At 50.3% G+C, this 25,851-nt stretch carries 21 protein-coding genes and 4 pseudogenes; 12 read left to right on the top strand and 13 right to left on the bottom strand.

Annotated elements, in window-relative coordinates:
- The first annotated feature begins 45 nt into the window (after positions 1 to 45).
- Complete coding sequence (locus I6G90_RS09265) at positions 46 to 993, top strand: IS30-like element ISAs2 family transposase (RefSeq protein WP_139700491.1); 948 nt, start codon at positions 46 to 48, stop codon at positions 991 to 993.
- 252 nt (positions 994 to 1,245) lie between these two features.
- Entirely contained in the window at positions 1,246 to 1,734 is a 489-nt protein-coding gene (locus I6G90_RS09260; protein WP_109422348.1) for a TIGR00645 family protein, read from the top strand.
- 371 nt (positions 1,735 to 2,105) lie between these two features.
- Here the strand turns inward: I6G90_RS09260 and I6G90_RS09255 are convergent, their stop codons facing one another.
- On the bottom strand, positions 2,106 to 2,528 hold the full coding sequence (locus tag I6G90_RS09255; protein ID WP_081999320.1) for a MarR family winged helix-turn-helix transcriptional regulator: 423 nt from the start codon (positions 2,526 to 2,528) through the stop codon (positions 2,106 to 2,108).
- 101 nt (positions 2,529 to 2,629) lie between these two features.
- Here I6G90_RS09255 and I6G90_RS09250 point away from each other — a divergent pair, with 101 nt between their 5' ends.
- Positions 2,630 to 3,211: a flavin reductase family protein gene (locus I6G90_RS09250; RefSeq protein ID WP_162516531.1), complete on the top strand. Its 582-nt coding sequence runs from the start codon at positions 2,630 to 2,632 to the stop codon at positions 3,209 to 3,211.
- A 290-nt stretch (positions 3,212 to 3,501) separates the two neighbouring features.
- Entirely contained in the window at positions 3,502 to 3,756 is a 255-nt protein-coding gene (locus I6G90_RS09240; protein ID WP_197930910.1) for a putative zinc-binding protein, read from the top strand.
- A 72-nt stretch (positions 3,757 to 3,828) separates the two neighbouring features.
- On the opposite strand, the pseudogene I6G90_RS09235 reads toward I6G90_RS09240, so the two are convergent.
- From I6G90_RS09235 to I6G90_RS09225, 3 pseudogenes are all read right to left on the bottom strand, one after another.
- Positions 3,829 to 4,152 (bottom strand): annotated as a pseudogene (locus I6G90_RS09235) (transposase); the annotation flags it as partial.
- 113 nt (positions 4,153 to 4,265) lie between these two features.
- Positions 4,266 to 4,492, bottom strand: a pseudogene (locus I6G90_RS09230) (IS1595 family transposase); the annotation flags it as partial.
- A 33-nt stretch (positions 4,493 to 4,525) separates the two neighbouring features.
- Positions 4,526 to 4,882: pseudogene (locus tag I6G90_RS09225) on the bottom strand (IS3 family transposase); the annotation flags it as partial.
- Between the two features lie 121 nt (positions 4,883 to 5,003).
- On the opposite strand from I6G90_RS09225, the gene vapB reads away from it, so the two are divergent.
- The gene (vapB, locus tag I6G90_RS09220; protein WP_307772348.1) at positions 5,004 to 5,270 is read left to right on the top strand and encodes a type II toxin-antitoxin system VapB family antitoxin; all 267 of its coding nucleotides are present in this window, start codon (positions 5,004 to 5,006) and stop codon (positions 5,268 to 5,270) included.
- A 204-nt stretch (positions 5,271 to 5,474) separates the two neighbouring features.
- Here vapB and I6G90_RS09215 read toward each other — a convergent pair whose 3' ends face one another.
- Positions 5,475 to 6,506 (bottom strand): IS630-like element ISAhy2 family transposase, encoded by a 1,032-nt coding sequence (locus tag I6G90_RS09215; RefSeq protein WP_197930908.1) that lies wholly within the window; start codon positions 6,504 to 6,506, stop codon positions 5,475 to 5,477.
- Between the two features lie 429 nt (positions 6,507 to 6,935).
- Here I6G90_RS09215 and I6G90_RS09210 point away from each other — a divergent pair, with 429 nt between their 5' ends.
- Together I6G90_RS09210 and lacI are read left to right on the top strand one after the other, a co-directional pair.
- Positions 6,936 to 7,187 (top strand): hypothetical protein, encoded by a 252-nt coding sequence (locus I6G90_RS09210; RefSeq protein WP_197930906.1) that lies wholly within the window; start codon positions 6,936 to 6,938, stop codon positions 7,185 to 7,187.
- Positions 7,188 to 8,045: 858 nt separating this feature from the next.
- A complete protein-coding gene (gene lacI, locus I6G90_RS09205; RefSeq protein WP_004152286.1) occupies positions 8,046 to 9,128 on the top strand; it encodes a DNA-binding transcriptional repressor LacI in 1,083 nt (360 codons plus the stop codon).
- Between the two features lie 58 nt (positions 9,129 to 9,186).
- Here lacI and I6G90_RS09200 read toward each other — a convergent pair whose 3' ends face one another.
- Complete coding sequence (locus I6G90_RS09200) at positions 9,187 to 10,104, bottom strand: IS5-like element ISAs13 family transposase (RefSeq protein ID WP_197930904.1); 918 nt, start codon at positions 10,102 to 10,104, stop codon at positions 9,187 to 9,189.
- A gap of 216 nt (positions 10,105 to 10,320) precedes the next feature.
- Between I6G90_RS09200 and lacZ the strand changes: the two genes are divergently transcribed.
- Positions 10,321 to 13,395 carry a beta-galactosidase gene (gene lacZ, locus I6G90_RS09195; RefSeq protein ID WP_197930902.1) on the top strand — a complete coding sequence of 1,025 codons (3,075 nt, stop codon included), beginning with the start codon at positions 10,321 to 10,323 and terminating at the stop codon, positions 13,393 to 13,395.
- Between the two features lie 51 nt (positions 13,396 to 13,446).
- Complete coding sequence (lacY, locus tag I6G90_RS09190) at positions 13,447 to 14,700, top strand: lactose permease (RefSeq protein ID WP_197930892.1); 1,254 nt, start codon at positions 13,447 to 13,449, stop codon at positions 14,698 to 14,700.
- A gap of 476 nt (positions 14,701 to 15,176) precedes the next feature.
- Here lacY and istB read toward each other — a convergent pair whose 3' ends face one another.
- The 3 genes from istB to I6G90_RS09175 all read right to left on the bottom strand — a co-directional run bounded on the left by istB (position 15,177) and on the right by I6G90_RS09175 (position 17,981).
- Positions 15,177 to 15,932, bottom strand: coding sequence for an IS21-like element helper ATPase IstB (gene istB, locus I6G90_RS09185; RefSeq protein WP_024945936.1), 756 nt, complete (start codon positions 15,930 to 15,932; stop codon positions 15,177 to 15,179).
- Positions 15,933 to 15,957: 25 nt separating this feature from the next.
- Positions 15,958 to 17,520, bottom strand: coding sequence for an IS21 family transposase (gene istA, locus I6G90_RS09180; RefSeq protein WP_024945937.1), 1,563 nt, complete (start codon positions 17,518 to 17,520; stop codon positions 15,958 to 15,960).
- A 170-nt stretch (positions 17,521 to 17,690) separates the two neighbouring features.
- The gene (locus I6G90_RS09175) at positions 17,691 to 17,981 is read right to left on the bottom strand and encodes a TSUP family transporter (RefSeq protein WP_197930882.1); all 291 of its coding nucleotides are present in this window, start codon (positions 17,979 to 17,981) and stop codon (positions 17,691 to 17,693) included.
- An 82-nt stretch (positions 17,982 to 18,063) separates the two neighbouring features.
- On the opposite strand from I6G90_RS09175, the gene chrA reads away from it, so the two are divergent.
- Both chrA and I6G90_RS09165 read left to right on the top strand, forming a co-directional pair.
- Positions 18,064 to 19,269 carry a chromate efflux transporter gene (gene chrA, locus I6G90_RS09170; RefSeq protein WP_197930880.1) on the top strand — a complete coding sequence of 402 codons (1,206 nt, stop codon included), beginning with the start codon at positions 18,064 to 18,066 and terminating at the stop codon, positions 19,267 to 19,269.
- A gap of 10 nt (positions 19,270 to 19,279) precedes the next feature.
- On the top strand, positions 19,280 to 19,585 hold the full coding sequence (locus I6G90_RS09165) for a PadR family transcriptional regulator (RefSeq protein WP_190283662.1): 306 nt from the start codon (positions 19,280 to 19,282) through the stop codon (positions 19,583 to 19,585).
- A 56-nt stretch (positions 19,586 to 19,641) separates the two neighbouring features.
- Here the strand turns inward: I6G90_RS09165 and I6G90_RS09160 are convergent.
- A pseudogene (locus I6G90_RS09160) lies at positions 19,642 to 19,778 on the bottom strand (helix-turn-helix domain-containing protein); the annotation flags it as partial.
- A gap of 124 nt (positions 19,779 to 19,902) precedes the next feature.
- Positions 19,903 to 20,934: an IS630-like element ISAhy2 family transposase gene (locus tag I6G90_RS09155; protein ID WP_001809438.1), complete on the bottom strand. Its 1,032-nt coding sequence runs from the start codon at positions 20,932 to 20,934 to the stop codon at positions 19,903 to 19,905.
- A gap of 252 nt (positions 20,935 to 21,186) precedes the next feature.
- On the opposite strand from I6G90_RS09155, the gene I6G90_RS09150 reads away from it, so the two are divergent.
- Positions 21,187 to 22,128, top strand: a complete 942-nt coding sequence (locus I6G90_RS09150) for a virulence-associated E family protein (RefSeq protein WP_232254440.1) — start codon at positions 21,187 to 21,189, stop codon at positions 22,126 to 22,128.
- Positions 22,129 to 22,645: 517 nt separating this feature from the next.
- Here I6G90_RS09150 and I6G90_RS09145 read toward each other — a convergent pair.
- Together I6G90_RS09145 and I6G90_RS09140 are read right to left on the bottom strand one after the other, a co-directional pair.
- Positions 22,646 to 24,685: an ATP-dependent helicase gene (locus I6G90_RS09145; RefSeq protein WP_144716186.1), complete on the bottom strand. Its 2,040-nt coding sequence runs from the start codon at positions 24,683 to 24,685 to the stop codon at positions 22,646 to 22,648.
- Positions 24,682 to 25,668, bottom strand: a complete 987-nt coding sequence (locus I6G90_RS09140; protein WP_080990003.1) for a competence protein CoiA family protein — start codon at positions 25,666 to 25,668, stop codon at positions 24,682 to 24,684. Before I6G90_RS09140 ends, I6G90_RS09145 begins: the two co-directional genes overlap by 4 nt.
- Positions 25,669 to 25,851: the final 183 nt, after the last annotated feature.

Raw genomic sequence — 25,851 nt, 5'->3', positions numbered from 1 at the left:
GATTGGTGGTACCCTTCTGCTCGCCAAAGTAAAAGCAGTATCACCATGAGCTATCAGCAGTTGACCGAGGGGCAACGATACCAGTTATCGGTGCTTCGCGCACAGGGGATGTCCATCCTTGCCACCGCACGCGCCATTGGCGTTCATCGCTCCACCCTCTACCGGGAGTTGCGTCGTAACGCCGGGCCGCAGGGCTACCAGCCAGACAATGCGCATCAGCACGCCACCCACCGACGGGCCAGTGCGGCCAAATCTCGGCTATCTGCCGATGTCATCCAGTTTGTCGAGCTGACACTCGCCTGGTGGTGGAGCCCGGAGCAGATAAGCGCGGTGGGCAAGCAGATAGGCCTCATGGTGAGTCACGAGTGGATATACCGCCATGTGGCCGCCGACAAAGCCCGGGGTGGCCAGTTGTACCGCCATCTGCGCCAGGGCCACAAGCGCTACCGCAAGGGGGCGAGCAGCCTGCGTTCTCCCATCAAGGAAGCCCGCTCTATTGATGAACGGCCGGCTATCGTCGATAGCCGGGAGCGGCTCGGTGATTGGGAGGCGGACACGGTGCTGGGCAAGCAAGGCACAGGTGCACTGGTCACCCTGGTGGAGCGCAAGAGCCGGCTCTATCTGGTCAAGCGGGTCGCGAGCAAACAGGCTGGGGTGGTGCGGGATGCGATAATCGAGATGTTAACGCCCTACATCGAGCAGGTGCATACCATCACCTTTGACAACGGCGGCGAGTTTGCTGAACACAAGGCGATAGAGGAAGCGCTGGGTGCCGAGACTTACTTTGCGCACCCTTACTCTTCGTGGGAGCGCGGTCTGAACGAGAACAGCAATGGGCTGTTGAGGCAGTTTATCCCAAAGGGAACAGACCTGAGAGAGGTCACGGACGAGGATGTCAGGAGAGCGGAGCAGTGGCTCAACCTACGACCTCGGAAATGTTTCGGATTCAGGCAGCCTGTCAAGGTATTCGAAGAGTACCGTCAGGCGGCATAGGCGAGTGTCGCACTTCGAAGTTGAATTCGCGGTTCATACTAAGTTAGTATCTTTATGGCAATAATCTATCTAGGATTATTCATGGTATATCCTACATAGAAACGAGATTGTTTTATATTGTGATGGGGCTTTTGATGTGAATTAAGTTTTCATAGATGTAATAATGGCTTTATAAAAATACTTGGGGTGGCTGTAGAATTAATGCTTATAGTTATCTAACTTGTTAAAAAGAAAATAGGCTTGGTGAACTGTATGGAAAAAGCATTCGAGAAATTAATGTATTCATCTCGCTGGATTATGGCTCCTATATATCTAGGTCTCAGCCTGGTACTAGTAGCACTTGGAGTGAAGTTTTTCCAAGAAATATTCCATATAATCCCAAACATATGGAAGATAAAAGAGGTTGAGTTAGTGCTAGTCACGCTATCACTTATAGATATTGCTCTTGTTGGTGGGCTAATAGTTATGGTGATGTTTTCTGGCTATGAGAACTTCGTATCAAGGTTAGACGTAGGGGATAACGACGATAAGTTAGGCTGGTTGGGTAAGCTAGATGCAGGTTCTCTCAAGAATAAAGTAGCTGCATCTATTGTGGCAATATCATCTATTCACCTATTAAAAGTGTTTATGAATACAGAGAATATTCCTAATGATAAAATAAAATGGTATCTTTTGATTCATATCACTTTTGTTTTGTCTGCATTCGCCATGGGTTATCTCGATAAAATAACCAGAAAATAGTTCTGCTATTAATAGTGATAAGTCCATTGTGTTACTATGAGATAATGCATATTGGCCTTTTTATCATAGGGTTCACTCTTAAGTTTCGGACAAGACTATAATGATGTTTTTACTATCATGATTGATCTCTATTGCTGTTTAATGAGCTAATTTTATGAAAGTAATAAATTAATGAATTCCTGATTACCCATGATTAGGGAAGGTGCGAATAAGTACCCTATGAGCCAAAACTAAAAAGTTTAGCCATTTAATATCAATAATTTAGAATGGTGTGTTTTTGTGCCAAGTGACTTGTTAGCACCTTCCCTAGAGTATTCTGGTAATTAAGTATGAGCAATTCACTTGCTCATACTCTTAGTACATAATGTTTTTTACTGGTCAGCATCATAGTTTTCATTCAGTGCTGTAATACGTGCTACTTGGAAAGTATTTTGAAGCGATTGTAATTCTGTTTTATGCTGCTGTGCCAATTGCTGTAAATATTCTCTCCCTTTGTCTGTTAAATACACATCTACTTTGCGCTTGTCATTTTCATTTTTCCGCCGTTCAACAAGGTCCAACTCCTCACATCGCGTAAGTAAAGCTACGGTAGCATGATGACTCATTTGTAGCCTTTCCGCTAGTTCACCCACGCTTGCCCAGTTGCGCCCTGGGTATCCTTGAATGTGCAGGAGGGATAAATATTGTAATGGTGTGAGCCCGAGCTCCTTGGCCGCAGTTTCACTAAAGTGAAGAAAACGCTTTAACTGATAGCGAAACTCAGAAAGTGCCTCAAATTGAGCTTTTGTTAGCATAGCTTACTCGGTTGTTGACTTCTTAGGTGAAATACAATAAGTTCAATTATATCACACTGTGATATATAATTTGTAGTGTTTCTGTTACAAAGGAGATGGCAATGCATAAGCAAGTTCACCCAAAATCACTTTATTGGGGAAACACCGTAATTCTACTGAGTACCATCGATGATACTGATACAACTAACATTACACCAATATCATCGAGTTGGTCTCTTTCGAATAATATTGTCATCGGCCTCAGTCTAAATTCAAAGGCTATCGAAAACATTGAGAATTGTCCAGAAGTCGTATTGAATGTTGCATCAGACAACCTTTCGGATAGAATTGAATCTATTGCCAAATTGACCGGAAAGGATCCTGTCCCATCTGAAAAGATAGGTTTCAGTTATTGTGGTAATAAATTTGCTCTTGGTGGATTTACAGAGCTGGCGTCCTGTACCGTTAAACCATCTCGTATCCAAGAATGTTTAATTCAGGTCGAGTGTTTAGTTGAACATATAACAAAGCGCAATAATTTTGCTATCGTTGAATTGCGAGCCACTCATGTGCATGCAGATGCATCTTTACTTAAAAAAGATGACGTTATTGACGCGGATTTGTGGAGCCCTCTGATTTATAATTTCAGGAGTTACCACGGAATTACCAGCGCTATTGGTAGAAACTTTAAATTTGATAATTGATTTCGCAGATGCCCTATTTATTAAGGGCATCTTCATGGGACTATGATTTTTAAAGGATGTTTTATGAGTGAATGTTTACGTTCTTTACCATTGGTTTATTCATGCTCTGGTTGTTCAAGTGCAGCGCAGATGGCAAACTATATGGCTATTCAGCTAGGGAAGGTGCTAACAAGTCCCTTGGCACAAAAACACACCATTCTAAATTATTGATATTAAATGGCTAAATTTTTTAGTTTTGGCACATAGGATACTTATTCGCACCTTCCCTAGATAAACGAGGTGATGCAGAAATGTCCTGCATTGCAGGTGTTGGTGGAAACGTAAAGCATTTAGTCCGTATAGCAAAGTCTGGTAGATCGATCATTGCTATCGATGGATGTCCTTTACAATGTGTCAAAAGTTGTTTGGCTATTCACAATCTCACTCCTACAAATCATGTCTTATTGAATGAGCATGGAGTCAAAAAACTTCAGAAAACAGATTTTGATTCTGATGAAGCGGATAGGCTTGTTTTTGAAATCGCACAGTTATTAACTCTTCTATAAGAGGTTGCTCCTCAAATTTATCGGTATGTATTATTCATACGTGGCTATAGATATGGGGTACCACCTATCCGATTACCCATGATCTTCCCGATATGGCATCAGATGGATTTCCTCTATCGTGTGGTTCAATTCAACCAGTATGCTCTTGATGCCAAAACGATGCTTAAATCGGAAGCATCATTCCGTCAGATGATTTGGTAGAGGCTTGGTTCCAAGCGTATGGCAACTGCTCCGCAGCGAGTTCTGCACATTCCCTATTATCGTGCTTACCCAGTTGAACGCAAGATGCTCCAGTAAATCCAGGTTGCCTCCAGTGACGACACTCAGGTACTCACAGTTGGCTTCCTTGACTGCCCTGAAACGGGATAACTCATCAGATATCACGGCACTCCCGTTAGGGAAGGTGCTAACAAGTCACTTGGCACAAAAACACACCATTCTAAATTATTGATATTAAATGGCTAAACTTTTTAGTTTTGGCACATAGGGTACTTATTCGCACCTTCCTTAGCAAGATGTCGTTTAGCCCACTTGCCAATGGTCTTAGTTTTGAACCCATCAACCACCGTCATCCACATTTTGATTGGATTTCTTTCCTTCTTCAGGGACACTGCCGCCACAAAGGTGTCTTGCAAACGGTACCACAACCCCGCTTGCCACCACGGCGTTCACTGCCCCAGTAGACATCATCGAGTTGAATGATACCGCTGATGGGATGCTTGTCGTCAGACTCCTTTGAGGTGTCCTGACAAGATCGGACAGTCCCGGATCAAGCAGCCTGAGCAGTTCTCCAATACCTCTTGTTAAACTCCGCCGGGCTGACATTGCCAAGTCGTGAATGCCGACGCTGGCGGTTGTAAAAAATCTCTATGTATTCCTGAATCGCTGCCTTGGCCTCCGCTCTCGTCTCGAATCTATGGTGGTGAACCAGTTCATTTTTAAGAGACCCCCAGAAGCTTTCTATCGGGGCATTGTCGAAGCAGTTCCCCTTGCGTGACATGGAGGTCTGCATGCCAAATTGTACCTGGAGAGCCCGGTAAGCCTTGGCACAGTACTGACTGCCCCGGTCTGTGTGATGAATAAGCCCAACGGGTGGCCTCTTCTGCTGCACAGCCCGAAACAGTGATGGCGTATGTGAGTGTGATAAACAAACTGCTCAGGCTGCTTGATCCGAGACTGTCCGATCTTGTCAGGACACCTCATAACGTGTGCATCCGGTGTCAGTTGACATACCGGGCCCATTAGCTATGTTCGGTTCACATGGTACTGTGTTCATAGGACGCGTGATGGAATCAACAGTTTTTAGGTGTGGTCGTGGCCAGGGGGTATACCTGCCCGAGGCCGTGGCCCTGCCAGATGAGGTCACGCATGTTGAGATCGTCGTGGTTGGTCGTACTCGCATAATCACACCTGTAGGTGAGTCCTGGGATAGGTGGTTTGATGAGCCTTGTATGAGCGCCGACTTCATGGCCGAACGTGAGCAGCCAACCGCCCAGGAGCGAGAGAAACTCTGAGGTCCAGCAGGGTAACTGAGTTGCGTAGCTGAGAGGGATTGTTTTTATATATATAGATAAAGCGTATCCCTCTCACCTGAAAAGTTGAATTGCTATGGCTATCATTCTTGCGTAGCAAGGATTGTTCATAGATCTGTCGTACTCGTCCCCCCCAGGCAGGATAGCTCAGTAGCCATTTTTTCTAAATAACTGATCCCAATAGTGCTACACCTTCGCTGTGCCATAGCCATTCCCCGGGAAAGGAGACACGGTATCCATGAAGTGTTTCACTCGGGCCAGCAGGCTGGCCATTCCTCTGCATTGATGATTGCGCGTGATGGTTTCATGTAACTTGTGCCACAGCCGTTCGATGTGATTAACCCAAGGGCTGTAAACTGGCTGGAACACCAGGCAGAACTTGGGGTTCTTCTTCAACCATCGCTCGGTCTGTTTGCTTTTGTGAATGATGTAGTTATCGAGGATCAGTGTGATGGTTTTGGCTCGTCGGTAGTGGCGACGCAGCTTTTCCAGCATGGCGATAAACAGCGATGAGTTTTTCTTTATCCCGCTGACGTAAAGTACCCTTCCGTTGCCTGCGTGGAGAACGCCTGCCAGATAATGCTTGGCATTCTGCCCCGGTGTGACAACCCGCTTTTGCTGCGCTCTGAACATCCAGTCGGCTCCTAATTTGGGATTGAGGTCTATATCGACTTCATCCTCATAAAACACCGGATTATCGGCATCACAGCGGGCCAGCGCGGCGTCGATATTCGCCATTTTTTCCTGATAGGCTGGGTCTTTTATCCGCAAGGTCGGCACGGGCCTGCGCCAGACAATGCCCATACGAGGTAACCATCGGCGGAGCGTGGAGGCTGCCACATTGAGCCCTGTTAACCGATTGATTTTTATAGCCAATAGTTCAGTACACCAACGGCTGCGCTGATAACCAAAATCTTGCGGAGAAAACTGCATGAGCAGCACCAGTAAGGTGACAATCTTGGCGATAGGTAAGACTGGGGCACGGCCAGCCGGTAAGGCTTCTAGCGCATCTATGCCTTCATCTCGATACCACCGAAGCCAACGACCGATGGTCGAGCGCGCAGCGCCGGTAAGGTGATGAACATCGGTGATCGTGCGTCCTTCATGTAACAGCAAGATGGCCATCAAGCGACGAGCATGTCCTTTATCACGGGTGGCATGGATGATTTTGTGAATGCGGCGCCGTTGTGGTCGTGGCAGAGGTGGTAGGATAGGCATCAACTCAGTCCTTTGGGTGTGGCTTGTTTTGTTTAGCGACTAATCAGATCGCACAAACTGGACTGAGTTCCCTTCCTCCGGTGATCTACTATTCGGAACAGCTATTTAGGTTGCACCACTGGTCGTGGTGCATGTGATCCAGTTTTCTATCTGACCAAGCTGTCCACTGGTCTCTCCTCAAACAGCGTTGTCCAGTCGATGCAATCCCTGGGCTACCTGAGACTCCGGCGTCAGCAGATACTTCACTGTGTCGGCGAAAACAGTACTAGCTTCTTTAAATCTCATTTCATATGGTCATATGGTCATATGGTCATATGGTCATATGGCATCAGCCTTATGAGCTACCACATATCAAAGAGAGCTATCGTTTTCAGGGGGTAATCTATGGGGAATATATCGCTTCATTCCTTAATTCAAAGGGCCATGTGTATGGTGGGGTTCTCTCATGAGAGCATAGCTGATCGTGTGTCTGCATTAATCTGGCTTGGCAATAACATCGGTGAGCAATGGCCATACTCTATTGATAACTCTTCAATGGTCTTTAACGGTTGGCAATTCATTCGTGATGATTACTCTGGGGAGATTGTATTTAGCAATATGAAAGTTCCTACTATCAGTAGACATGAGTTTGTAGAGGTTTTTCAGGATGAGTTTTCTGCAAAAAATAATACTATGGAATAGTTTATATGACCTCATACCTCAAAAATGATTCATTGAAAATGGAACCACTAAGGAAGGTGCTAACAAGTCACTTGGCACAAAAACACACCATTCTAAATTATTGATATTAAATGGCTAAACTTTTTAGTTTTGGCACATAGGGTACTTATTCGCACCTTCCCTAAAAAAATGATGAACAACGGATTGTATGTACGCAGGCATATTAAAATAAAAGTATTTTATTATACTGGCATCCTGCCGTTGACTAACGGCAATTTAAAAAATTCTACACTGTGGGCATAGCGTCAAAACTTGCCCACTATTCAGCTGACAGACGGCTGGCCAACCTGTTTCGGGCGGACCAAATGATACGTCAGTGGGAGAGATCTCACTAAAAACTGGGAATAACGCCTTAAATGGCGAAGAAACGGTCTAAATAGGCTGATTCAAGGCATTTACGGGAGAAAAGATCGGCTCAAACTGAAAAAATGAAATGACTGAGTCAGCCGAGAAGAATTTCCCCGCTTTTTCGCACCTTCCAAAGGTCAGTCACCAGATAAATAAATGTAAAAGTGTGCGGAACGCGATACCCGCCAGTGCCCCCGGCAGTGCAAATCGAAAAATACGCGGAAAGCGGGCGCTGGGTAATGCTGTCAACCTGTTGATGACTATTTTAATCTGTAGTCATTCAATCCTTGTAACATCAGGATGATCCTGGTGTCAGTGAAAATACGAAATCAACACGTTGACAGCATTACCCACCTGTGAACTGACGTCGGCATTTTGAATCTCACTTCGGCGTGCCCCCTCCGAATGGCGCAAAACATTTCGTGGTATGGCATGATAGCACCCGAAGAGAGTCAATTCAGGGTGGTAAATGTGAAACCAGTAACGCTATACGATGTCGCAGAGTATGCCGGTGTCTCTTATCAGACCGTTTCCCGCGTGGTGAACCAGGCCAGCCACGTCTCTGCGAAAACGCGGGAAAAGGTGGAAGCGGCGATGGCGCAGCTGAACTACATTCCCAACCGTGTGGCACAACAACTGGCGGGCAAACAGTCGTTGCTGATTGGCGTTGCTACCTCCAGTCTGGCCCTGCACGCGCCGTCGCAAATTGTCGCGGCGATTAAATCTCGCGCCGATCAACTGGGTGCCAGCGTGGTGGTGTCGATGGTAGAACGAAGCAGCGTCGAAGCCTGTAAAGCGGCGGTACATAACCTTCTCGCGCAACGCGTCAGTGGTCTGATAATTAACTATCCGCTGGATGACGAGGATGCCATTGCTGTGGAAGCTGCCTGCGCTAATGTTCCGGCCCTATTTCTTGATGTCTCTGACCAGACTCCCATCAACAGTATTATTTTTTCCCATGAAGACGGTACGCGACTGGGCGTGGAGCATCTGATCGCATTGGGTCACCAGCAAATCGCGTTGTTAGCCGGTCCATTAAGTTCTGTCTCGGCGCGTCTGCGTCTGGCGGACTGGCATAAATATCTCACACGCAATCAAATTCATCCGATAGCGGAACGGGAAGGCGACTGGAGTGCCATGTCCGGTTTTCAACAAACTATGCAAATGCTGAATGAGGGCATCGTTCCCACTGCGATGCTGGTTGCCAACGATCAGATGGCGCTGGGCGCAATGCGCGCTATTACCGAGTCCGGGCTGCGCGTTGGTGCGGATATCTCGGTAGTGGGATACGACGATACCGAAGACAGCTCGTGTTATATCCCGCCGTTAACCACCATCAAACAGGATTTTCGCCTGCTGGGGAAAACTAGCGTGGACCGCTTGCTGAAACTCTCTCAGGGCCAGGCGGTGAAGAGCAATCAGCTGTTGCCCGTCTCACTGGTGAAAAGAAAAACCACCCTACCGCCCAATACGCAAACCACCTCTCCCCGCACGTTGGCAGATTCCTTAATGCAGCTGGCACGACAAGTTTCCCGACTTGAAAGCGGGCAGTGAGCGGCGCTGTTTCCCAAATCAACCATCAAGCCACAACTGCCCCAGCCCCAAGTGACCGTTACACTCGGGGCTTTCTGACAGGCAGACCAAGGGTATTCAGTTTGTTTATGGCACTGACATACGCCATGACTTCTCCCACTTGGCCATTGTAGTTACGCAGACTGATTCTCCCCGCCAGCAACTGCTTGAACCGATACATCGCCGTTTCCGCCAGCGAGCGACGGTGATACCCCGATATATTCTTCCAGTGCGCCAGCCCTACCTTGCGCATCACCAGCACAGCCTCATTTCTTGGATGTCCTTTTTCCCATAGCCCAGCGTTCTTGCGAGGCGGGATACAGGCTGTCGCCCCTTTGCGCGAGATTAGCTGATGGCTGGCTTTGCTGTCATAGGCGCCATCCGCATAAACACGTCCCAGCTTGCGCCGCAGTGGGTTGAGCAAGGTCGGCAACACCTCGGCATCATGGACATTTTCCAGCGAGACTTCCGCCGCCACGATATCGTGGGTCACCGGGTCTACCGCCAGATGCAACTTGCGCCACACTCGCCGCTTCTCGGCGCCGTGTTTTCTGACCTTCCACTCGCCTTCACCAAATACCTTCAGGCCCGTCGAATCGATAACCAAGTCAGTGATGCGCCCCTTAGAGGGCTGTCGATAAGCCACCGCCACCGTGCGTGCTCGCTTGCTGACACAGCTGTAATCGGGGGCACAAAGCGGTACGTTCATCAACTCGAACAGGGAGTCGAGTAGTCCCTGGGTGGCCCGCAGAGTGAGGTTGAAAATCCCCTTGAGCATCAGGAAGGTGCAGATGGTCTGGTCAGTGTATAGTTGGCTGCGGCCCCGCCGCCCATGATGGCCGTGGTGAAACCAGTTGTTCATGGCCTCGGCATCAACCCAGAAGGTGAGTGAACCACGGTTAATCAAAGATTTGTTGTATGTAGGCCAGTTGGTGATGGGGTGAAGCGACGTGCTCATGATGCAGACTTGAAGGAGATGGTGGTGATCAGATCACCAAGTCCTCAGTTAGTTCCATTCAAGCTGCATCGATTTGGGCAACAACGCCGCAGTGAGCGCAACGCAATTAATGTGAGTCAGCTCACTCATTAGGCACCCCAGGCTTTACACTCTATGTGTCCGGCTCGTATGTTATGCGAAAATGTGAGCGGATAACAATTCACGCAGGATACAACTATGACAATGATTACGGATTCACTGGCCGTCGTATTACAACGTCGTGACTGGGAAAACCCTGGCGTTACCCAACTTAATCGCCTTGCGGCACATCCCCCTTTCGCCAGCTGGCGTAATAGCGAAGAGGCTCGCACCGATCGCCCTTCCCAAGAGTCGCGCAGCCTGAATGGTGAATGGCGCTTTGCCTGGTTTCCGGCACCAGAAGCGGTACCAGAAAGCTGGCTGGAGCGCGATCTTCCTGACGCCGATACTGTCATCGTCCCCTCAAACTGGCAGATGCACGGTTACGATGCGCCTATCTACACCAACGTGACCTATCCCATTGCGGTCAATCCGCCGTATGTTCCCACGGAGAATCCGACGGGTTGTTACTCGCTCACATTTAATATTGATGAAAGCTGGCTACAGGAAGGCCAGACGCGAATTATTTTTGATGGTGTTAACTCGGCGTTTCATTTGTGGTGCAACGGGCGCTGGGTCGGTTACGGACAGGACAGTCGTTTGCCGTCTGAATTTGACCTGAGCGCATTTTTACACGCCGGAGAAAACCGCCTCGCGCTGATGGTGCTGCGCTGGAGTGACGGCAGTTATCTGGAAGATCAGGATATGTGGCGGATGAGCGGCATTTTCCGTGACGTCTCGTTGCTGCATAAACCGAGCACGCAAATCAGCGATTTCCATGTAACCACTCACTTTAATGATGATTTCAGCCGCGCTGTACTGGAGGCAGACGTTCAGATGTACGGCGAGCTGCGCGATGAGCTGCGGGTGACGGTTTCTTTGTGGCAGGGTGAAACGCAGGTCGCCAGCGGCACCGCGCCTTTCGGCGGTGAAATTATCGATGAGCGTGGTGGTTATGCCGATCACGTCACCCTACGTCTGAACGTCGAAAACCCGAAACTGTGGAGCGCCGAAATCCCGAATCTCTATCGTGCGGTGGTTGAACTGCACACCGCCGACGGCACGCTGATTGAAGCAGAAGCCTGCGATGTCGGTTTCCGCGAGGTGCGGATTGAAAATGGTCTGCTGCTGCTGAACGGCAAGCCGTTGCTGATTCGCGGCGTTAACCGTCACGAGCATCATCCTCTGCATGGTCAGGTCATGGATGAGCAGACGATGGTGCAGGATATCCTGCTGATGAAGCAGAACAACTTTAACGCCGTGCGCTGTTCGCATTATCCGAACCATCCGCTGTGGTACACGCTGTGCGACCACTACGGCCTGTATGTGGTGGATGAAGCCAACATTGAAACCCACGGCATGGTGCCAATGAATCGTCTGACCGATGATCCGCGCTGGCTACCCGCGATGAGCGAACGCGTAACGCGAATGGTGCAGCGCGATCGTAATCACCCGAGTGTGATCATCTGGTCGCTGGGGAATGAATCAGGCCACGGCGCTAATCACGACGCACTCTATCGCTGGATCAAATCTGTCGATCCTTCCCGCCCGGTACAGTATGAAGGCGGCGGAGCCGACACCTTCGCAACCGATATTATTTGCCCGATGTACGCGCGCGTGGATGAAGACCAGCCCTTCCCGGCTGTGCCGAAATGGTCCATCAAAAAATGGCTTTCGTTGCCTGGAGAGACGCGCCCGCTGATCCTTTGCGAATACGCCCACGCGATGGGTAACAGTCTTGGCGGCTTCGCTAAATACTGGCAGGCGTTTCGTCAGTACCCCCGTTTACAGGGCGGCTTCGTCTGGGACTGGGTGGATCAGTCGCTGATTAAATATGATGAAAATGGCAATCCGTGGTCGGCTTACGGCGGTGATTTTGGCGATACGCCGAATGATCGCCAGTTCTGCATGAACGGTCTGGTCTTTGCCGACCGCACGCCGCATCCGGCGCTGACGGAAGCAAAATACCAGCAGCAGTTTTTCCAGTTCAGTTTATCCGGGCGAACCATCGAAGTGACCAGCGAATACCTGTTCCGTCATAGCGATAACGAGCTCCTGCACTGGATGGTGGCGCTGGATGGCAAGCCGCTGGCAAGCGGTGAAGTGCCTCTGGATGTCGCTCCACAAGGTAAACAGTTGATTGAACTGCCTGGACTACCGCAGCCGAAGAGCGCCGGACAACTCTGGCTAACGGTTCACGTAGTGCAACCGAACGCGACCACATGGTCAGCAGCCGGACACATCAGCTCCTGGCAGCAGTGGCGTCTGGCGGAAAACCTCAGCGTGACACTCCCCTCCGCGCCCCACGCCATCCCGCAACTGACGACCAGCGAAACGGATTTTTGCATCGAGCTGGATAATAAGCGTTGGCAATTTAACCGCCAGTCAGGCTTTCTTTCACAGATGTGGATTGGCGATAAAAAACAACTGCTGACGCCGCTGCGCGATCAGTTCACCCGCGCACCGCTGGATAACGACATTGGCGTAAGTGAAGCGACCCGCATTGACCCTAACGCCTGGGTCGAACGCTGGAAGGCGGCGGGCCATTACCAGGCCGAAGCAGCGTTGTTGCAGTGCACGGCAGATACGCTTGCCGACGCGGTGCTGATTACCACGGTCCACGCGTGGCAGCATCAGGGGAAAACCTTATTTATCAGCCGGAAAACCTACCGGATTGATGGAAGTGGTCAAATGGCGATTACCGTTGATGTTGAAGTGGCGAGCAATACGCCACAGCCGGCGCGGATTGGCCTGACCTGCCAGCTGGCGCAGGTAGCAGAGCGGGTAAACTGGCTCGGATTAGGGCCGCAAGAAAACTATCCCGACCGCCTTACTGCGGCCTGTTTTGACCGCTGGGATCTGCCATTGTCAGACATGTATACCCCGTACGTCTTCCCGAGCGAAAACGGTCTGCGCTGCGGGACGCGCGAATTGAATTATGGCCCACACCAGTGGCGCGGCGACTTCCAGTTCAACATCAGCCGCTACAGTCAACAGCAACTGATGGAAACCAGCCATCGCCATCTGCTGCACGCGGAAGAAGGCACATGGTTGAATATCGACGGTTTCCATATGGGGATTGGTGGCGACGACTCCTGGAGCCCGTCAGTGTCGGCGGAATTCCAGCTTAGCGCCGGGAGCTACCATTACCAGTTGCTCTGGTGTCAAAAATAATAATAACCGGGCAGGCCATGTCTGCCCGTATTTCGCGTAAGGAAATCCATTATGTACTATTTAAAAAACACAAACTTTTGGATGTTCGGTTTATTCTTTTTCTTTTACTTTTTTATCATGGGAGCCTACTTCCCGTTTTTCCCGATTTGGCTACATGACATCAACCATATCAGCAAAATTGATACGGGTATTATTTTTGCCGCTATTTCTCTGTTCTCGCTATTATTCCAACCGCTGTTTGGTCTGCTTTCTGACAAACTCGGGCTGCGCAAATACCTGCTGTGGATTATTACCGGCATGTTAGTGATGTTTGCGCCGTTCTTTATTTTTATCTTCGGGCCACTGTTACAATACAACATTTTAGTAGGATCGATTGTTGGTGGTATTTATCTAGGCTTTTGTTTTAACTCCGGTGCGCCAGCAGTAGAGGCATTTATCGAGAAAGTCAGCCGTCGCAGTAATTTCGAATTTGGTCGCGCGCGGATGTTTGGCTGTGTTGGCTGGGCGCTGTGTGCCTCGATTGTCGGCATCATGTTCACCATCAATAATCAGTTTGTTTTCTGGCTGGGTTCTGGCTGTGCACTCATCCTCGCCGTTTTACTCTTTTGCGCCAAAACGGATGCGCCCTCTTCTGCCACGGTTGCCAATGCGGTAGGTGCCAACCATTCGGCATTTAGCCTTAAGCTGGCGCTGGAACTGTTCAGACAGCCAAAACTGTGGTTTTTGTCACTGTATGTTATTGGCGTTTCCTGCACCTACGATGTTTTTGACCAACAGTTTGCTAATTTCTTTACTTCGTTCTTTGCTACCGGTGAACAGGGTACGCGGGTATTTGGCTACGTAACGACAATGGGCGAATTACTTAACGCCTCGATTATGTTTTTTGCGCCACTGATCATTAATCGCATCGGTGGGAAAAACGCCCTGCTGCTGGCTGGCACTATTATGTCAGTACGTATTATTGGCTCATCGTTCGCTACCTCAGCACTGGAAGTGATTATTCTGAAAACGCTGCATATGTTTGAAGTACCGTTCCTGCTGGTGGGCTGCTTTAAATATATTACCAGCCAGTTTGAAGTGCGTTTTTCAGCGACGATTTATCTGGTCTGTTTCTGCTTCTTTAAGCAACTGGCGATGATTTTTATGTCTATTCTGGCGGGCAATATGTATGAAAGCATCGGTTTCCAGGGCGCTTACCTGGTGCTGGGTCTGGTGGCGCTGGGCTTCACCTTAATTTCCGTGTTCACGCTTAGCGGCCCCGGCCCACTTTCCCTGCTGCGTCGCCAGGTGAATGAAGTCGCTTAAGGAAAGTGCGAACAAGTATCCCACGAACAAAAAATGAAAATTTTAGTCATTTAATATCAATGGGTTACCAGTAAATGCTCTCGTGCTATATGACTTATTCGCACCTTCCTTAAGAAATTAATGTCGGATACGGCGCGAGCGCCTTATCCGACCAACTTATCAGGACGGAATGTTAAGGAAGGTGCGAATAAGCGGGGAAATTCTTCTCGGCTGACTCAGTCATTTCATTTTTTCAGTTCCTGATTACCCATGATTAGCAGTCAGTTACCACGAACTATACTGATCTTACGTACAGTTATCGAGGTGCGAGACACTTCACAGGTGTGATCTCAAAAGCCGCGTCACCAAAGCTGTACCGCCATAAGGCTGGCAGTCGGTCGAACAAAGCCAGGGATGTGGCTAATAACATCATGTCGATCAGCCAATAACATCATGCCGATCACCATTTTTCTACCCGCAGGAACTGCGTCTTTCTTTTACTCTGCCTGATCGGCATCGGTCAAGTTGATGCCCTGTTTTCGCATCGACTCACCTGTCAAACCTACTCGTACCGCTCTGTGGATCAGCCGGTCCAGGATCGCTTCTGCGAATGTGGCCTCTCCGATCATCCCATACCATTTCTCTACCGGCAGTTGGCTCGCAACCACTGTCGAGACCCTCCCGTAACGGGTATCGATGATCTCCAGCAAATTACTGCGCTCGGCCGCATCCAGCATCTCCATGCCCCAGTCATCCAGGATCAGCAAGCCCACATTATTCACCTGCTCCAGCAGCTTCGGATAACTGCCATCCGCCTGCGCCAGTCTCATCTCTTCCAGCAGGGTTTTCAGCCGGTAGTAGCGCACCGCTACGCCTTGCCGGATAAAATAGCGGCCCAACGCACAGGCCAGGTAACTCTTCCCACAGCCTGCCGCCCCCGTCAGCAGCAGGTTTTGCTGATGAGCCAGCCACTGCCCTTCCAGTAGCTGGCGGATCTGCGCTTTGCTTATTCCCCGGCTGGCACGGTAGTCCAGCTGCTCAATTTGACCGGACAATCGAAACCGCGCTTGCTTCTCCAACCGGTTAACTTTGCGCTGCTCCCGTTGCACCAGCTCATGACTCAGCAGCAGTTGCAGCCGCTCTTCAAAGCTCATGTCCTGATACAACGCGCTCTGTGTCTGTTGCTGACTCAGCGCCTGTTTCACACCGCCCAGACGCAGGGTGCTCAGTTGTTCATCGAGATGTAATTGCATGCTCTTTTCCTTGTTGAGTGATGGATTAGTGGAAGTAGTGTTCGCCGTGGACATTGTCATGATGGATGTCTTGCAACGGATCCTGGCGTGAGGTGGCAACTGGTTGTTGTTCCAGCCCGTGTTTGAGCATGTTGCGGATGTGGTGCAGCCGGTTGGCGCCGGTCAGATAGCCACGTAGACAGGCGGCCTCCAGCCGCGCCTTGCCATACTTTTTGCTCTGTCCCAGCAGGGCCTGACAAGGTCGCACGGCTTGGGCCGGATGCGCTGCCTGGCGGATAAAACTATCCACCCAATGCGTGGTATAGGGCCCGATGGACGCGGCCCAGCTCAGTAGGCGTTCAGGTGAGCACTCCAGCAGTGCCTGGTGATGCGCTGGCATATGGGCGGGCAGACTGCTGTGCTGGCCTTTGCGATGACTGCGTGGGTGCTGAGCGACGACCTTACCCGCGTGATACAGGGTGACCGTACGCTCCGCCAGATGGGCTTCCAGCCGCTTGCCCTGCAAGGCATAAGGGACCGAGTAATAGTGCTTCTCCAGGTCGACGTGGTAATCCTTGCCGACCAGCACCGACACCACTTTGGTGTACTGGTAGGGGTACGCTGGCAAGGGCTTGAGTGCTGGCGCATCGAGCTCGGCAAACATGGATGCGCGGCAACCGGGCAGCTTCTGGAAGGGTTTCTCATTGAGCCGGGTCAGTAACCCGGATATCCGTTGGTTAAGCTGAGCCAGGCTATGGAAGGTCTCATGGCGCAGTACCGCCAGGATCCAGCGGGTGACGATCTGTACCCCCACCTCGGCCTTGGATTTATCTTTCGGCTTGCGCGGCCTGGCGGGCATGATCGCTGTGCCGAAGTGAGCGGCCAGCATCTGGTAGGTGGGATTGAGATCCGGGTCAGTATTGCGTGCCACGCTGACCGCACTCTTCAAGCAATCAGGCACCACCAGTTGCGGGACGCCGCCGAAAAACTCAAAGGCCCGCTTGTGGCTCATCACCCAATCCTCAAGCTGTTGGGAGCGGGTGGCTTCAGCAAAGGTGTAGTTGGAGGCCCCGAGCACCGCGACGAAGACCTGGGCCCGATAGAGGATCTCACCGGTATGAGGATCCACGATGGGCATGGTCTGGCCACAGTAATCGACAAAGAGTTTTTCGCCCGCGATATGGGTCTGGCGCATCGACGGTTGCAGCACCGATGCCCACTCCTTATAGAGCCGACAGAAATGGTTGTAGCTGTAGTGGGCACCGTTATTGCGCTCGGCATACTCCTGCCACAGTAGCTCCAGCGTTACCCCTTTTTGACCGGGCTGTTTGAGCTCCTGATGGAGCACGGCCCAGTCAGGGAGCGGTTTGTGGCGGGTTTTGGACACCGCGCGGGTGCTGAGGAAGGCACGCTCCAGGGTGACATCATCCCAGCGCTCACAGAGCGGCCAGGTAGTGATATCCAACTGAGCAGCGCGATTGAGGTAATAGGAGACGGTGCTGGATGAGATATGCAGGCTGAGGGCGATCTGACGATGCGCCAGTTGAGCCTGATATTTGAGACGAAGGATTTCTTTGAGTTTTCTCACGGTGATAGGCCTCGCAGACATGCACTTTCCTCTTTTGGGTCCAGTTGGAAAGTGCGGGTTTAACGAAGCGGGGAGAAGAAGTCATCAATAACATTCATGCCGATCATGGTTTCCCATAGAGGAAAAAAGTGATCGGCTTGGGATGTTATTGGGCGATCGGCATGGATGTTATTGAGTGATCGGCATGAATGTTATTGAGCGATCGCCATGCGTGGGAATACGCAGGATGCTGCACCAAGAGTCGCCGTGATAGCCGCAGGCACACTGAACTTCGCCACGACTGGCCAATCAGCTTTCTTGGCCATCAACCCGAACTTGAAGAGATTATTGGCTAAATGCACCACAGCAGTCGCAGCTATGGCTAATGGCAATGGGAAGAACAGGGCGAATACCGGCATTAGGATGGTTCCCAACCCGAAGCCTGAGAACAAGGTCAGCCCTGATGTCAGCAGGGCCGCAAGGCCGATCAGAACGAGTTCCATGATGCGTACCTTTAATTTATCGAGTTTCGTTATTGAAATTCGATTATTATGATCCAATGAAACTAGAAATCAAGGTGCGACCATGACCGACTCCATCAAGACTGACCGCAGCCCCTGGGCTGTTTTTCTGATCTTTCTCAGATTGGGCCTGACCTCCTTCGGCGGCCCAATTGCCCATTTAGGCTACTTTCGCGATGAGTTCGTGACAAAGCGGCAGTGGTTGAGTGATCGCAGCTATGCAGATTTGGTCGCGCTGTGCCAATTCCTGCCAGGGCCAGCCAGCAGCCAGGTCGGCATAGCAATTGGGCTGTCCCGATCCGGCTATGCCGGGGCGTTGGCCGCCTGGGTGGGCTTCACTTTGCCATCTGCGATTGCGTTGATCCTGTTTGCGTTGGGAATGGCCAGTTACGGGGATGCGATGCCGTCAGGCGTACTGCATGGATTGAAGGTGGTGGCGGTGGCGGTGGTCGCGCAAGCTGTATGGGGAATGGCTCGCAATCTCTGTCCTGACGCACCTCGTATCACCATCATGGCGGCAGCGACCTACCTTGTTCTTTTGGTGCCATCCGCCTGGGGGCAGGTGGGGGTCATCGCCGTTGCAGCGGTCATTGGCCTATTGCTGTTCAAACCTCAGCAGGGTGCAGCGCATGATCCGTTGCCGATTGCCATGCGGCGTCGTGTTGGCTTGTTCTGGCTGACGCTGTTCTTTGCGCTGCTGGCGGGGTTACCGTTGTTGACAGCCATGTTCCCAAATCAGACGCTGTCGATGGTGGATGCCTTTTACCGGGCCGGATCACTGGTCTTTGGTGGCGGGCACGTCGTGCTACCGCTGTTGCAAGCCGAAGTGGTACCTTCAGGCTGGGTCAGCAACGACGCATTTCTGGCAGGCTATGGTGCCGCGCAGGCCGTCCCTGGCCCTCTGTTCACCTTCGCGGCGTTTCTCGGTGCTTCGATGAACCAGACACCTTCCGGCTGGTTGGGTGGCTTGGTCTGCCTACTGGCAATCTTTGCGCCGTCCTTCCTGCTGGTCGTGGGTGCGTTGCCGTTCTGGGAACGTCTGCGCCGCAACACCCGCACGCAAGCGGCGTTGCTGGGCATCAATGCGGCCGTAGTTGGCCTGCTGCTGGCCGCCCTCTATCAACCAGTATGGACGAGCGCGATTCATGCGCCGCAAGACTTCGGCTTGGCCCTTGTTGCTCTGGTTGCCCTGATGTTCTGGAAGCTGCCGCCGTGGTTGGTCGTAGTTGGCAGTGGTATCGCGGGCTGGTTGTTGAGCGTGACCCTATGAGGTTCCGAGCGTGACCGACAAAGACCTGTACGGCGGGTTGATCCGTTTGCACATCCTGCATCACGCAGCCGAAGAACCCATCTTCGGCCTCGGCATCATCGAGGAATTGCGACACCACGGTTACGAGATCAGCGCAGGCACCTTGTATCCGATGCTGCACGGATTGGAAAAGAAGGGTTATCTCACTTCACGGCATGAGCGCACCGGTAGACGGGATCGACGGATGTATGAGATCACCGAGCAAGGCCGCGTGGCGCTGACCGATGCCAAAGCCAAGGTTAAGGAGCTGTTCGGCGAACTGATTGAAGGAAAATGATGCTGTCATGACAACTCGTGTAACAGAGCTCTGATTGTTCATTCCCCCAAACAACAGTAGATTGGCAGGCCCGGGTTGCGCAGATACTTGCGAACCGTGTTACGGGACACCCGCAATTGCTGGGCGATAGCCCGGATGCTCATGCCCTGACGGGCCAAACTCTGATTTCCACTGATAACTCCTGGGTCAACATGGGCGTGGCTCAAAAGCTACGATCTTGGCCCAGGTGGGTCAACTTTACTCCGGCGTTAGTGGGTCATTTTTACATCGGCGGTGACAACTAATACTAGCTTTCTAAATAACTGATCCCAATAGTGCTACACCTTCGCTGTGCCATAGCCATTCCCCGGGAAAGGAGACACGGTATCCATGAAGTGTTTCACTCGGGCCAGCAGGTTTGCCATCCCTCTGCATTGATGATTGCGCGTGATGGTTTCATGTAACTTGTGCCATAGCCGTTCTATGTGATTAACCCAAGGGCTGTAAACTGGCTGGAACACCAGGCAGAACTTGGGATTCTTCTTCAACCATCGCTCGGTCTGTTTGCTTTTGTGAATGATGTAGTTATCGAGGATCAACGTGATGGTTTTGGCTCGTCGGTAGTGGTGGCGCAGCTTTTCCAGCATGGCAATAAACAGCGATGAGTTTTTCTTGATCCCGCTGACGTAAAGTACCCTTCCGTTGCCTGCGTGGAGAACGCCTGCCAGATAATGCTTGGCATTCTGCCCCGGTGTGACAACCCGCTTTTGCTGCGCTCTGAACATCCAGTCGGCTCCTAATTTGGGATTGAGGTCTATATCGACTTCATCCTCATAAAACACCGGATTATCGGCATCACAGCGGGCCAGCGCGGCGTCGATATTCGCCATTTTTTCCTGATAGGCTGGGTCTTTTATCCGCAAGGTCGGCACGGGCCGGCGCCAGACAATGCCCATACGAGGTAACCATCGGCGGAGCGTGGAGGCTGCCACATTGAGCCCTGTTAACCGATTGATTTTTATAGCCAATAGTTCAGTACACCAACGGCTGCGCTGATAACCAAAATCTTGCGGAGAAAACTGCATGAGCAGCACCAGTAGGGTGACAATCTTGGCGATAGGTAAGACTGGGGCACGGCCAGCCGGTAAGGCTTCTAGCGCATCTATGCCTTCATCTCGATACCACCGAAGCCAACGACCGATGGTCGAGCGCGCAGCGCCGGTAAGGTGATGAACATCGGTGATCGTGCGTCCTTCATGTAACAGCAAGATGGCCATCAAGCGACGAGCATGTCCTTTATCACGGGTGGCATGGATGATTTTGTGAATGCGGCGCCGTTGTGGTCGTGGCAGAGGTGGTAGGATAGGCATCAACTCAGTCCTTTGGGTGTGGCTTGTTTTGTTTAGCGACTAATCAGATCGCACAAACTGGACTGAGTTCCCTTCCTCCGGTGATCTACTATTCGGAACAGCTATTTAGGTCTCTCTGATGCAGGTCAGCGATCTGCGCTGGTTGATGCCTGCCAGCATGCACATCTGTCAGACAGGGCAATTGATGATCATTTGACCGCGATTTGTGAACAGCATAGTTATCATCCTGTACGTAGTTGGCTGGAGAACGGGATGCCGTGGGACGGTAAATTACGAGTGGATAAGGTTATAGCCACCCTAGGTGCGGTCAACCCAAGGTATGCAGCTCAGGTAATTTATCCATGGTTGATTGGATGTATTGCTGCATTATATGAACCCAATTGGATATCAAAATTGGTTCCGGTCCTCGCGGGTGGCCAATCATTCAAAAAATCTGCATGGATACGCCATATTGCCACTGTGGTGCCTGGGTCAACACTGGATTGCTCCATCAATCCCGATGTGCCTGATGATGTGAGACGCGCAGTTTCCGCGTGGGTGGTAGAATTGGCCGAACTTGAGAGTACCACTAGGCATGAGGCTGGCAGTTTGAAAGCGTTTTTAACGAGAGATCATGACCGTTTTCGAGTGCCATATGGGCGCAATTTCACTGTTAAGCGACGTCAAACTAGTTTTATTGGCACGGTTAACGGCACTGGTTTCCTGAGAGATGCTACAGGGAGTTCGCGGTTTGCGGTGATCGAGTTGGCGTCACCAGCAAATATGGATGCTCTAAATGAAATTCTTGGCTGGAGTTGGGATGAGGGGCGAGTGCGTCACACCGAACCCGAGAGGTTACGGCAGTTTTGGTTGGAGGTGAAGGCAAAATATGATGATGGGGCCTCTTGGTATCTGGATGAAACGACAGTCATTCAAGCTGCGTCTATAAACGATGCCCACACTGATAAGGGAACTTGGTACGACCTTATTTGCCATCATTATCTTTCAGGGGAAAATAATAATACCAAATGGATTATTGCGAGTGAGTTGTGCAAGCTGCATGGAGAGAAGGCCAATATGGCAGCTTCTTGTGGTAAAGCACTCAAGATGCTCGCAAGCGAGGGGAAAATACAGAGCAAAAAAGGCCGAGCTAATCAAACACTGTACTGTTTGCCAATGATTGGAACAAATAGGATAGATAAAGTGACAAAGTAAAAAACACCCGCCACTGAGGCGGGTGTTTTTTATCAAAAGATGCTGCTAATGGTTAATGAATTAGATTCTGGTTAAGTGAACATTACAATGTTGCTAACCATCCATAAACCACATTATTACTGATTGAGTGATAGTTATGGTTAGGTAGTTAAGTAATTTTAATGAAAATAAAATTGTGAAGTATGGGTGAGTATAATTCAAAACTGTCAATATACTTATCCTTTATAGCGAACCTAATTAACCATCTAACCATTAGCGAAAATAAACCTACGAATGTGGTGCTTTAGGTTGATTAGGTGGTTTAAACAATGATTAACCAATTATTTTTAATTGCCGTTATTCAACGGCAAACGATCCACAGTCACACCCTTGGCATATTCTGATTAACATCCAACACCTGAATAGACAAGGTTTATCGACGACGTGTGCTCCATGTCACCTGTAGAAGCGGTACGAGTACTCTAGGGCTGGATCGTCTACTGGGGCGGGGTCAGTCCAAGAATCTTGTCCGTGCTCCCTAGACTTTTAATCGCTGAAGATCTCTGAGATACCATTGGTGAAACTTGCTGAGGTCACTCTCCAGTTTCTTTAACGTGTTGTTATAGATCGCATCACTGGTAACAGCACAAGCAGACAAGCCCGCCTCATAGACAAAACGAGTAGCTATCGGTGACTTCTTCGGGGTGCTGTCCCAGTGGTTTCTCAGCCACAGTGTGAGCCCTTCATCAAGAGGGGTAACCAGATTAAGCTGTTGTTTTGTGCGAGTGATACCGACATAAAACAACCGACGCTCTTCCTCGATGTCCTCGTTGGTCGAAGGGGGGCTCATCGATGTGCGCACGCTGTAAAGGTCATCGGTTTTGCCGCCAGGAAATTCCTGCTCACTCAAGCCTATCAGTATCACTTTATCCCACTCTAGCCCCTTGGAACCATGCAGTGTAGAAAGGATGAAGGGCTCGCAATCAGTCGCAGCCTCTTCCGGGTTTAGTATAAGTTTTAAAAACGTGCGGGAATCGATCTTACTAGAGTCAAGTAGTTCCACGATCCTCACGACTCCTCGTTGCCGATCGTTTGAGCTAGTGCGTGTTACGCCGTCTGAGCCAACACTATCAATAAATCCCTCCATGCCAAGACGGCGTAACACATCAATAGCTGGCGTTTCCTCTCCGTCCTTTTGGCATATAGTGGCAAGCCTTCCAAGCCGGTCCTTTTGGTATTGTGCTCCGTCGAATAACTGACCTAGAACAGCCCATAGGTCGGCGTGGGGAGCCATCAATCCACTGAGCGCTGCTTTTAATTGCCCTGTCTGCCAATTAAAACCAGCTTCCTTCAGAAAGCCGTAGACAATCGCTTTTTTGTTGGGGTGGTTTTCAAGTAGCCGCAGATCGCCGTACACAGACAGCAATACGCCGACTACCAGTATCCCGATTTCAGTACGGGTATGTAATGCGCTTGAACCATTGAGGTAGCGATAGGGTAGCCCACACAGGCGTAATGCAATTTCCGCCTCTGCAAGGTTCGCCTTAGTGCGGGACAATATGGCTTGTGTTCCGCTGCTCACAGAAAGGTTTGACAGCACCTTGGATAAGCAGTTATCAAAGTGCAGTCTTACCTCTGTTTTTGGGGTGCTAGGATGACTGACACAAAGCCTGGTCAGCTTTGTGGAGTTACGCCTAATTACCGAGTTGGCCATCAAGGAAAGCTCATGGCCAAACCTGAATGTGCATGAAAGTTGAAACACAGTCGTATTCTGGTAATGCTGTTCAAACAAGCCACCGATAAAATCTGGTCGAGCACCACGCCACTCGTAAATACACTGGTTAACATCACCAACAGCCATAACTGACGTATCCGGCTTGGATAGCAAGCGGGTCATTTCATGTTGTATCAGGTTAACATCCTGATATTCATCAACAATGATGTGTTTGAAGTGGGCACCAAGGCTACTGTCTTTACGCAACAGAGCGACAGCCTCAACCAAACAGTCATCAAAGGTTCGCAGACCGTTTTCCTCCAACAGCTCACAATAGCGACCATAAGCGCGAATAAATTCCCGCTTTATGATGCTGAATGTCGGATCATTAGCAGCATCGACAGGAGTTACTGCCGCCGCCCGACAACGAGCGATAAATAGTTCGAAGTCTTCAATTTCATTGGGGTCGATGTAATTCGCCTCACAGTCAAATCCATGGCGGTAGGCTTGCTTAACCAGTTGTTCATAGCGGTAGTCGTCGGGCGTGATGAGGTCTTTCTTCTTGATTAGCTGTCGGCTCTCCCCATAACCAACAATCTTCAAGGCTAAACTGTGGAACGTGCGGATTTCTGGCATCACGCCCGACTTGAGTGCCGTTTTCAATTTATCAGTGAAGCTCATCTGGGCAGATTTGTTGTACATCAAAATTAGGATGGAACGAGGGTCCGTCCCCATTTTTACTAACCTTTCAATGCGTTTGACGAGAGTGGTTGTTTTTCCACTGCCCGGTACGGCTTTTACCAACGCATGTCCGGTATCATGAGCAACAATGCTTTTTTGTTCCCAAGTTAGTCTTTTTGTCATGCCTTAACCTTGTAACTGGCGCACTGACGGGCCTCGGTGTAAGGAACTATTTTGGCCTTACTTCGACATTGCAGATAGCCATCCTCCCACAGCTCTGCTTGCTCGCACATAATGCAGTTAGAAAATTGCGAATGAGGATCGGCGTGACAGATAAAGGCTCTCAAGTTATCGGCCAGCTCGGCACCTCCTAACGATCTCGGCCATGTGTTCACGTTAGAGTTGATTGTTAGATCCACTTCAGCGAGCTGCATCGTTTGTTCGTTGAGTCGGCCGGAATCGCTTAAGCTCCAGACAGACATAACCACGTTACCTACGGAGCAGACGCCAGTGCACGTATCAACGGTTTGTGAGGGAGGAGCCCAGTTAAATACTCTCAGGTACTGTTCTTTTATTGAGTATGACCCGGTAAGCAACATCTGAATATCGGCGGCAGATTGAACTTTAAACTCAAGAATCGGGATGCCGGTTTCGATCTTCTCTTGAGAGCAGGGGTGCGTAACACAAATCTCGACATAACAACGCCTTTCGCTAACCGCATCACACAACATTATGTCTGGGCGCAGTCCTGTAACCTTATCGTACTTTTCCAGCTCTGCCTGATCGAAGAATTGAGTCAAGTTATAGCGTGCAGGTACGAATTTTAGGCAGTGACGTGTTTCGTCTCCAATTAAGGCTAAACGAGAACCATTGCAGGAAACCCGACGCTCTAGCTCAAGGCTAACAGGCACATCATGGCAGAGAGCTTGTTGGTAGCGATAGAAGAATGCTTCTTTGCCGCACTTGTGAAGATAGGTTTCAAGGGCGCAGCATTCTTCCGAATGACGGAAGTGCTTAGCATAGTTCTCGCCTAATACTGGCGTGAGGAGGCTTTTACAGCCTGGACAGGTGTAGGTACGCGAGCGCAGAGCATCGCTAATGTGCGTGAGCGTGCCTTGGCTATCTAGGGCGTAAGCGTACTGTACTGAGCTGGATTGACTTGTCATGACTGCAAAGGATCCCAGAAAAACGCAGCCAAGAACAGACCTTTACGACATGCTGCGAGCGATGAGAATTGCTTGAAGCTATCGTATAGGCTACGGTCTGGTAAAAAAGTGGTTCGCCCGCTCGGCGTTTTTCAGGGTAGTTGTCACGTAAACCTCAATTAAGCGGTTGATAATGCGCTATCA

Origin of the sequence: Aeromonas allosaccharophila, assembly GCF_016026615.1 — a bacterium.
Lineage (GTDB): Bacteria > Pseudomonadota > Gammaproteobacteria > Enterobacterales > Aeromonadaceae > Aeromonas > Aeromonas allosaccharophila.
The sequence above is the reverse complement of the archived record's forward strand: the minus strand, read 5'-3'. Positions and strand labels throughout refer to the sequence as shown.

Bases quoted from the DNA above. Each gene is read 5' to 3' on its own strand.
- I6G90_RS09140 (WP_080990003.1), bottom strand. From the start codon at position 25,668: ATGACAAGTCAATCCAGCTCAGTACAGTACGCTTACGCCCTAGATAGC.
- chrA (WP_197930880.1), top strand. From the start codon at position 18,064: ATGACCGACTCCATCAAGACTGACCGCAGCCCCTGGGCTGTTTTTCTG.
- lacZ (WP_197930902.1), top strand. From the start codon at position 10,321: ATGACAATGATTACGGATTCACTGGCCGTCGTATTACAACGTCGTGAC.
- I6G90_RS09150 (WP_232254440.1), top strand. From the start codon at position 21,187: ATGCCGTGGGACGGTAAATTACGAGTGGATAAGGTTATAGCCACCCTA.
- I6G90_RS09200 (WP_197930904.1), bottom strand. From the start codon at position 10,104: ATGAGCACGTCGCTTCACCCCATCACCAACTGGCCTACATACAACAAA.
- istA (WP_024945937.1), bottom strand. From the start codon at position 17,520: ATGTCTGCGAGGCCTATCACCGTGAGAAAACTCAAAGAAATCCTTCGT.
- I6G90_RS09240 (WP_197930910.1), top strand. From the start codon at position 3,502: ATGTCCTGCATTGCAGGTGTTGGTGGAAACGTAAAGCATTTAGTCCGT.
- lacY (WP_197930892.1), top strand. From the start codon at position 13,447: ATGTACTATTTAAAAAACACAAACTTTTGGATGTTCGGTTTATTCTTT.
- I6G90_RS09175 (WP_197930882.1), bottom strand. From the start codon at position 17,981: ATGGAACTCGTTCTGATCGGCCTTGCGGCCCTGCTGACATCAGGGCTG.
- vapB (WP_307772348.1), top strand. From the start codon at position 5,004: ATGTTCGGTTCACATGGTACTGTGTTCATAGGACGCGTGATGGAATCA.
- istB (WP_024945936.1), bottom strand. From the start codon at position 15,932: ATGCAATTACATCTCGATGAACAACTGAGCACCCTGCGTCTGGGCGGT.
- I6G90_RS09265 (WP_139700491.1), top strand. From the start codon at position 46: ATGAGCTATCAGCAGTTGACCGAGGGGCAACGATACCAGTTATCGGTG.
- I6G90_RS09155 (WP_001809438.1), bottom strand. From the start codon at position 20,934: ATGCCTATCCTACCACCTCTGCCACGACCACAACGGCGCCGCATTCAC.
- I6G90_RS09210 (WP_197930906.1), top strand. From the start codon at position 6,936: ATGGTGGGGTTCTCTCATGAGAGCATAGCTGATCGTGTGTCTGCATTA.
- I6G90_RS09260 (WP_109422348.1), top strand. From the start codon at position 1,246: ATGGAAAAAGCATTCGAGAAATTAATGTATTCATCTCGCTGGATTATG.
- I6G90_RS09145 (WP_144716186.1), bottom strand. From the start codon at position 24,685: ATGACAAAAAGACTAACTTGGGAACAAAAAAGCATTGTTGCTCATGAT.
- I6G90_RS09215 (WP_197930908.1), bottom strand. From the start codon at position 6,506: ATGCCTATCCTACCACCTCTGCCACGACCACAACGGCGCCGCATTCAC.
- I6G90_RS09250 (WP_162516531.1), top strand. From the start codon at position 2,630: ATGCATAAGCAAGTTCACCCAAAATCACTTTATTGGGGAAACACCGTA.
- I6G90_RS09255 (WP_081999320.1), bottom strand. From the start codon at position 2,528: ATGCTAACAAAAGCTCAATTTGAGGCACTTTCTGAGTTTCGCTATCAG.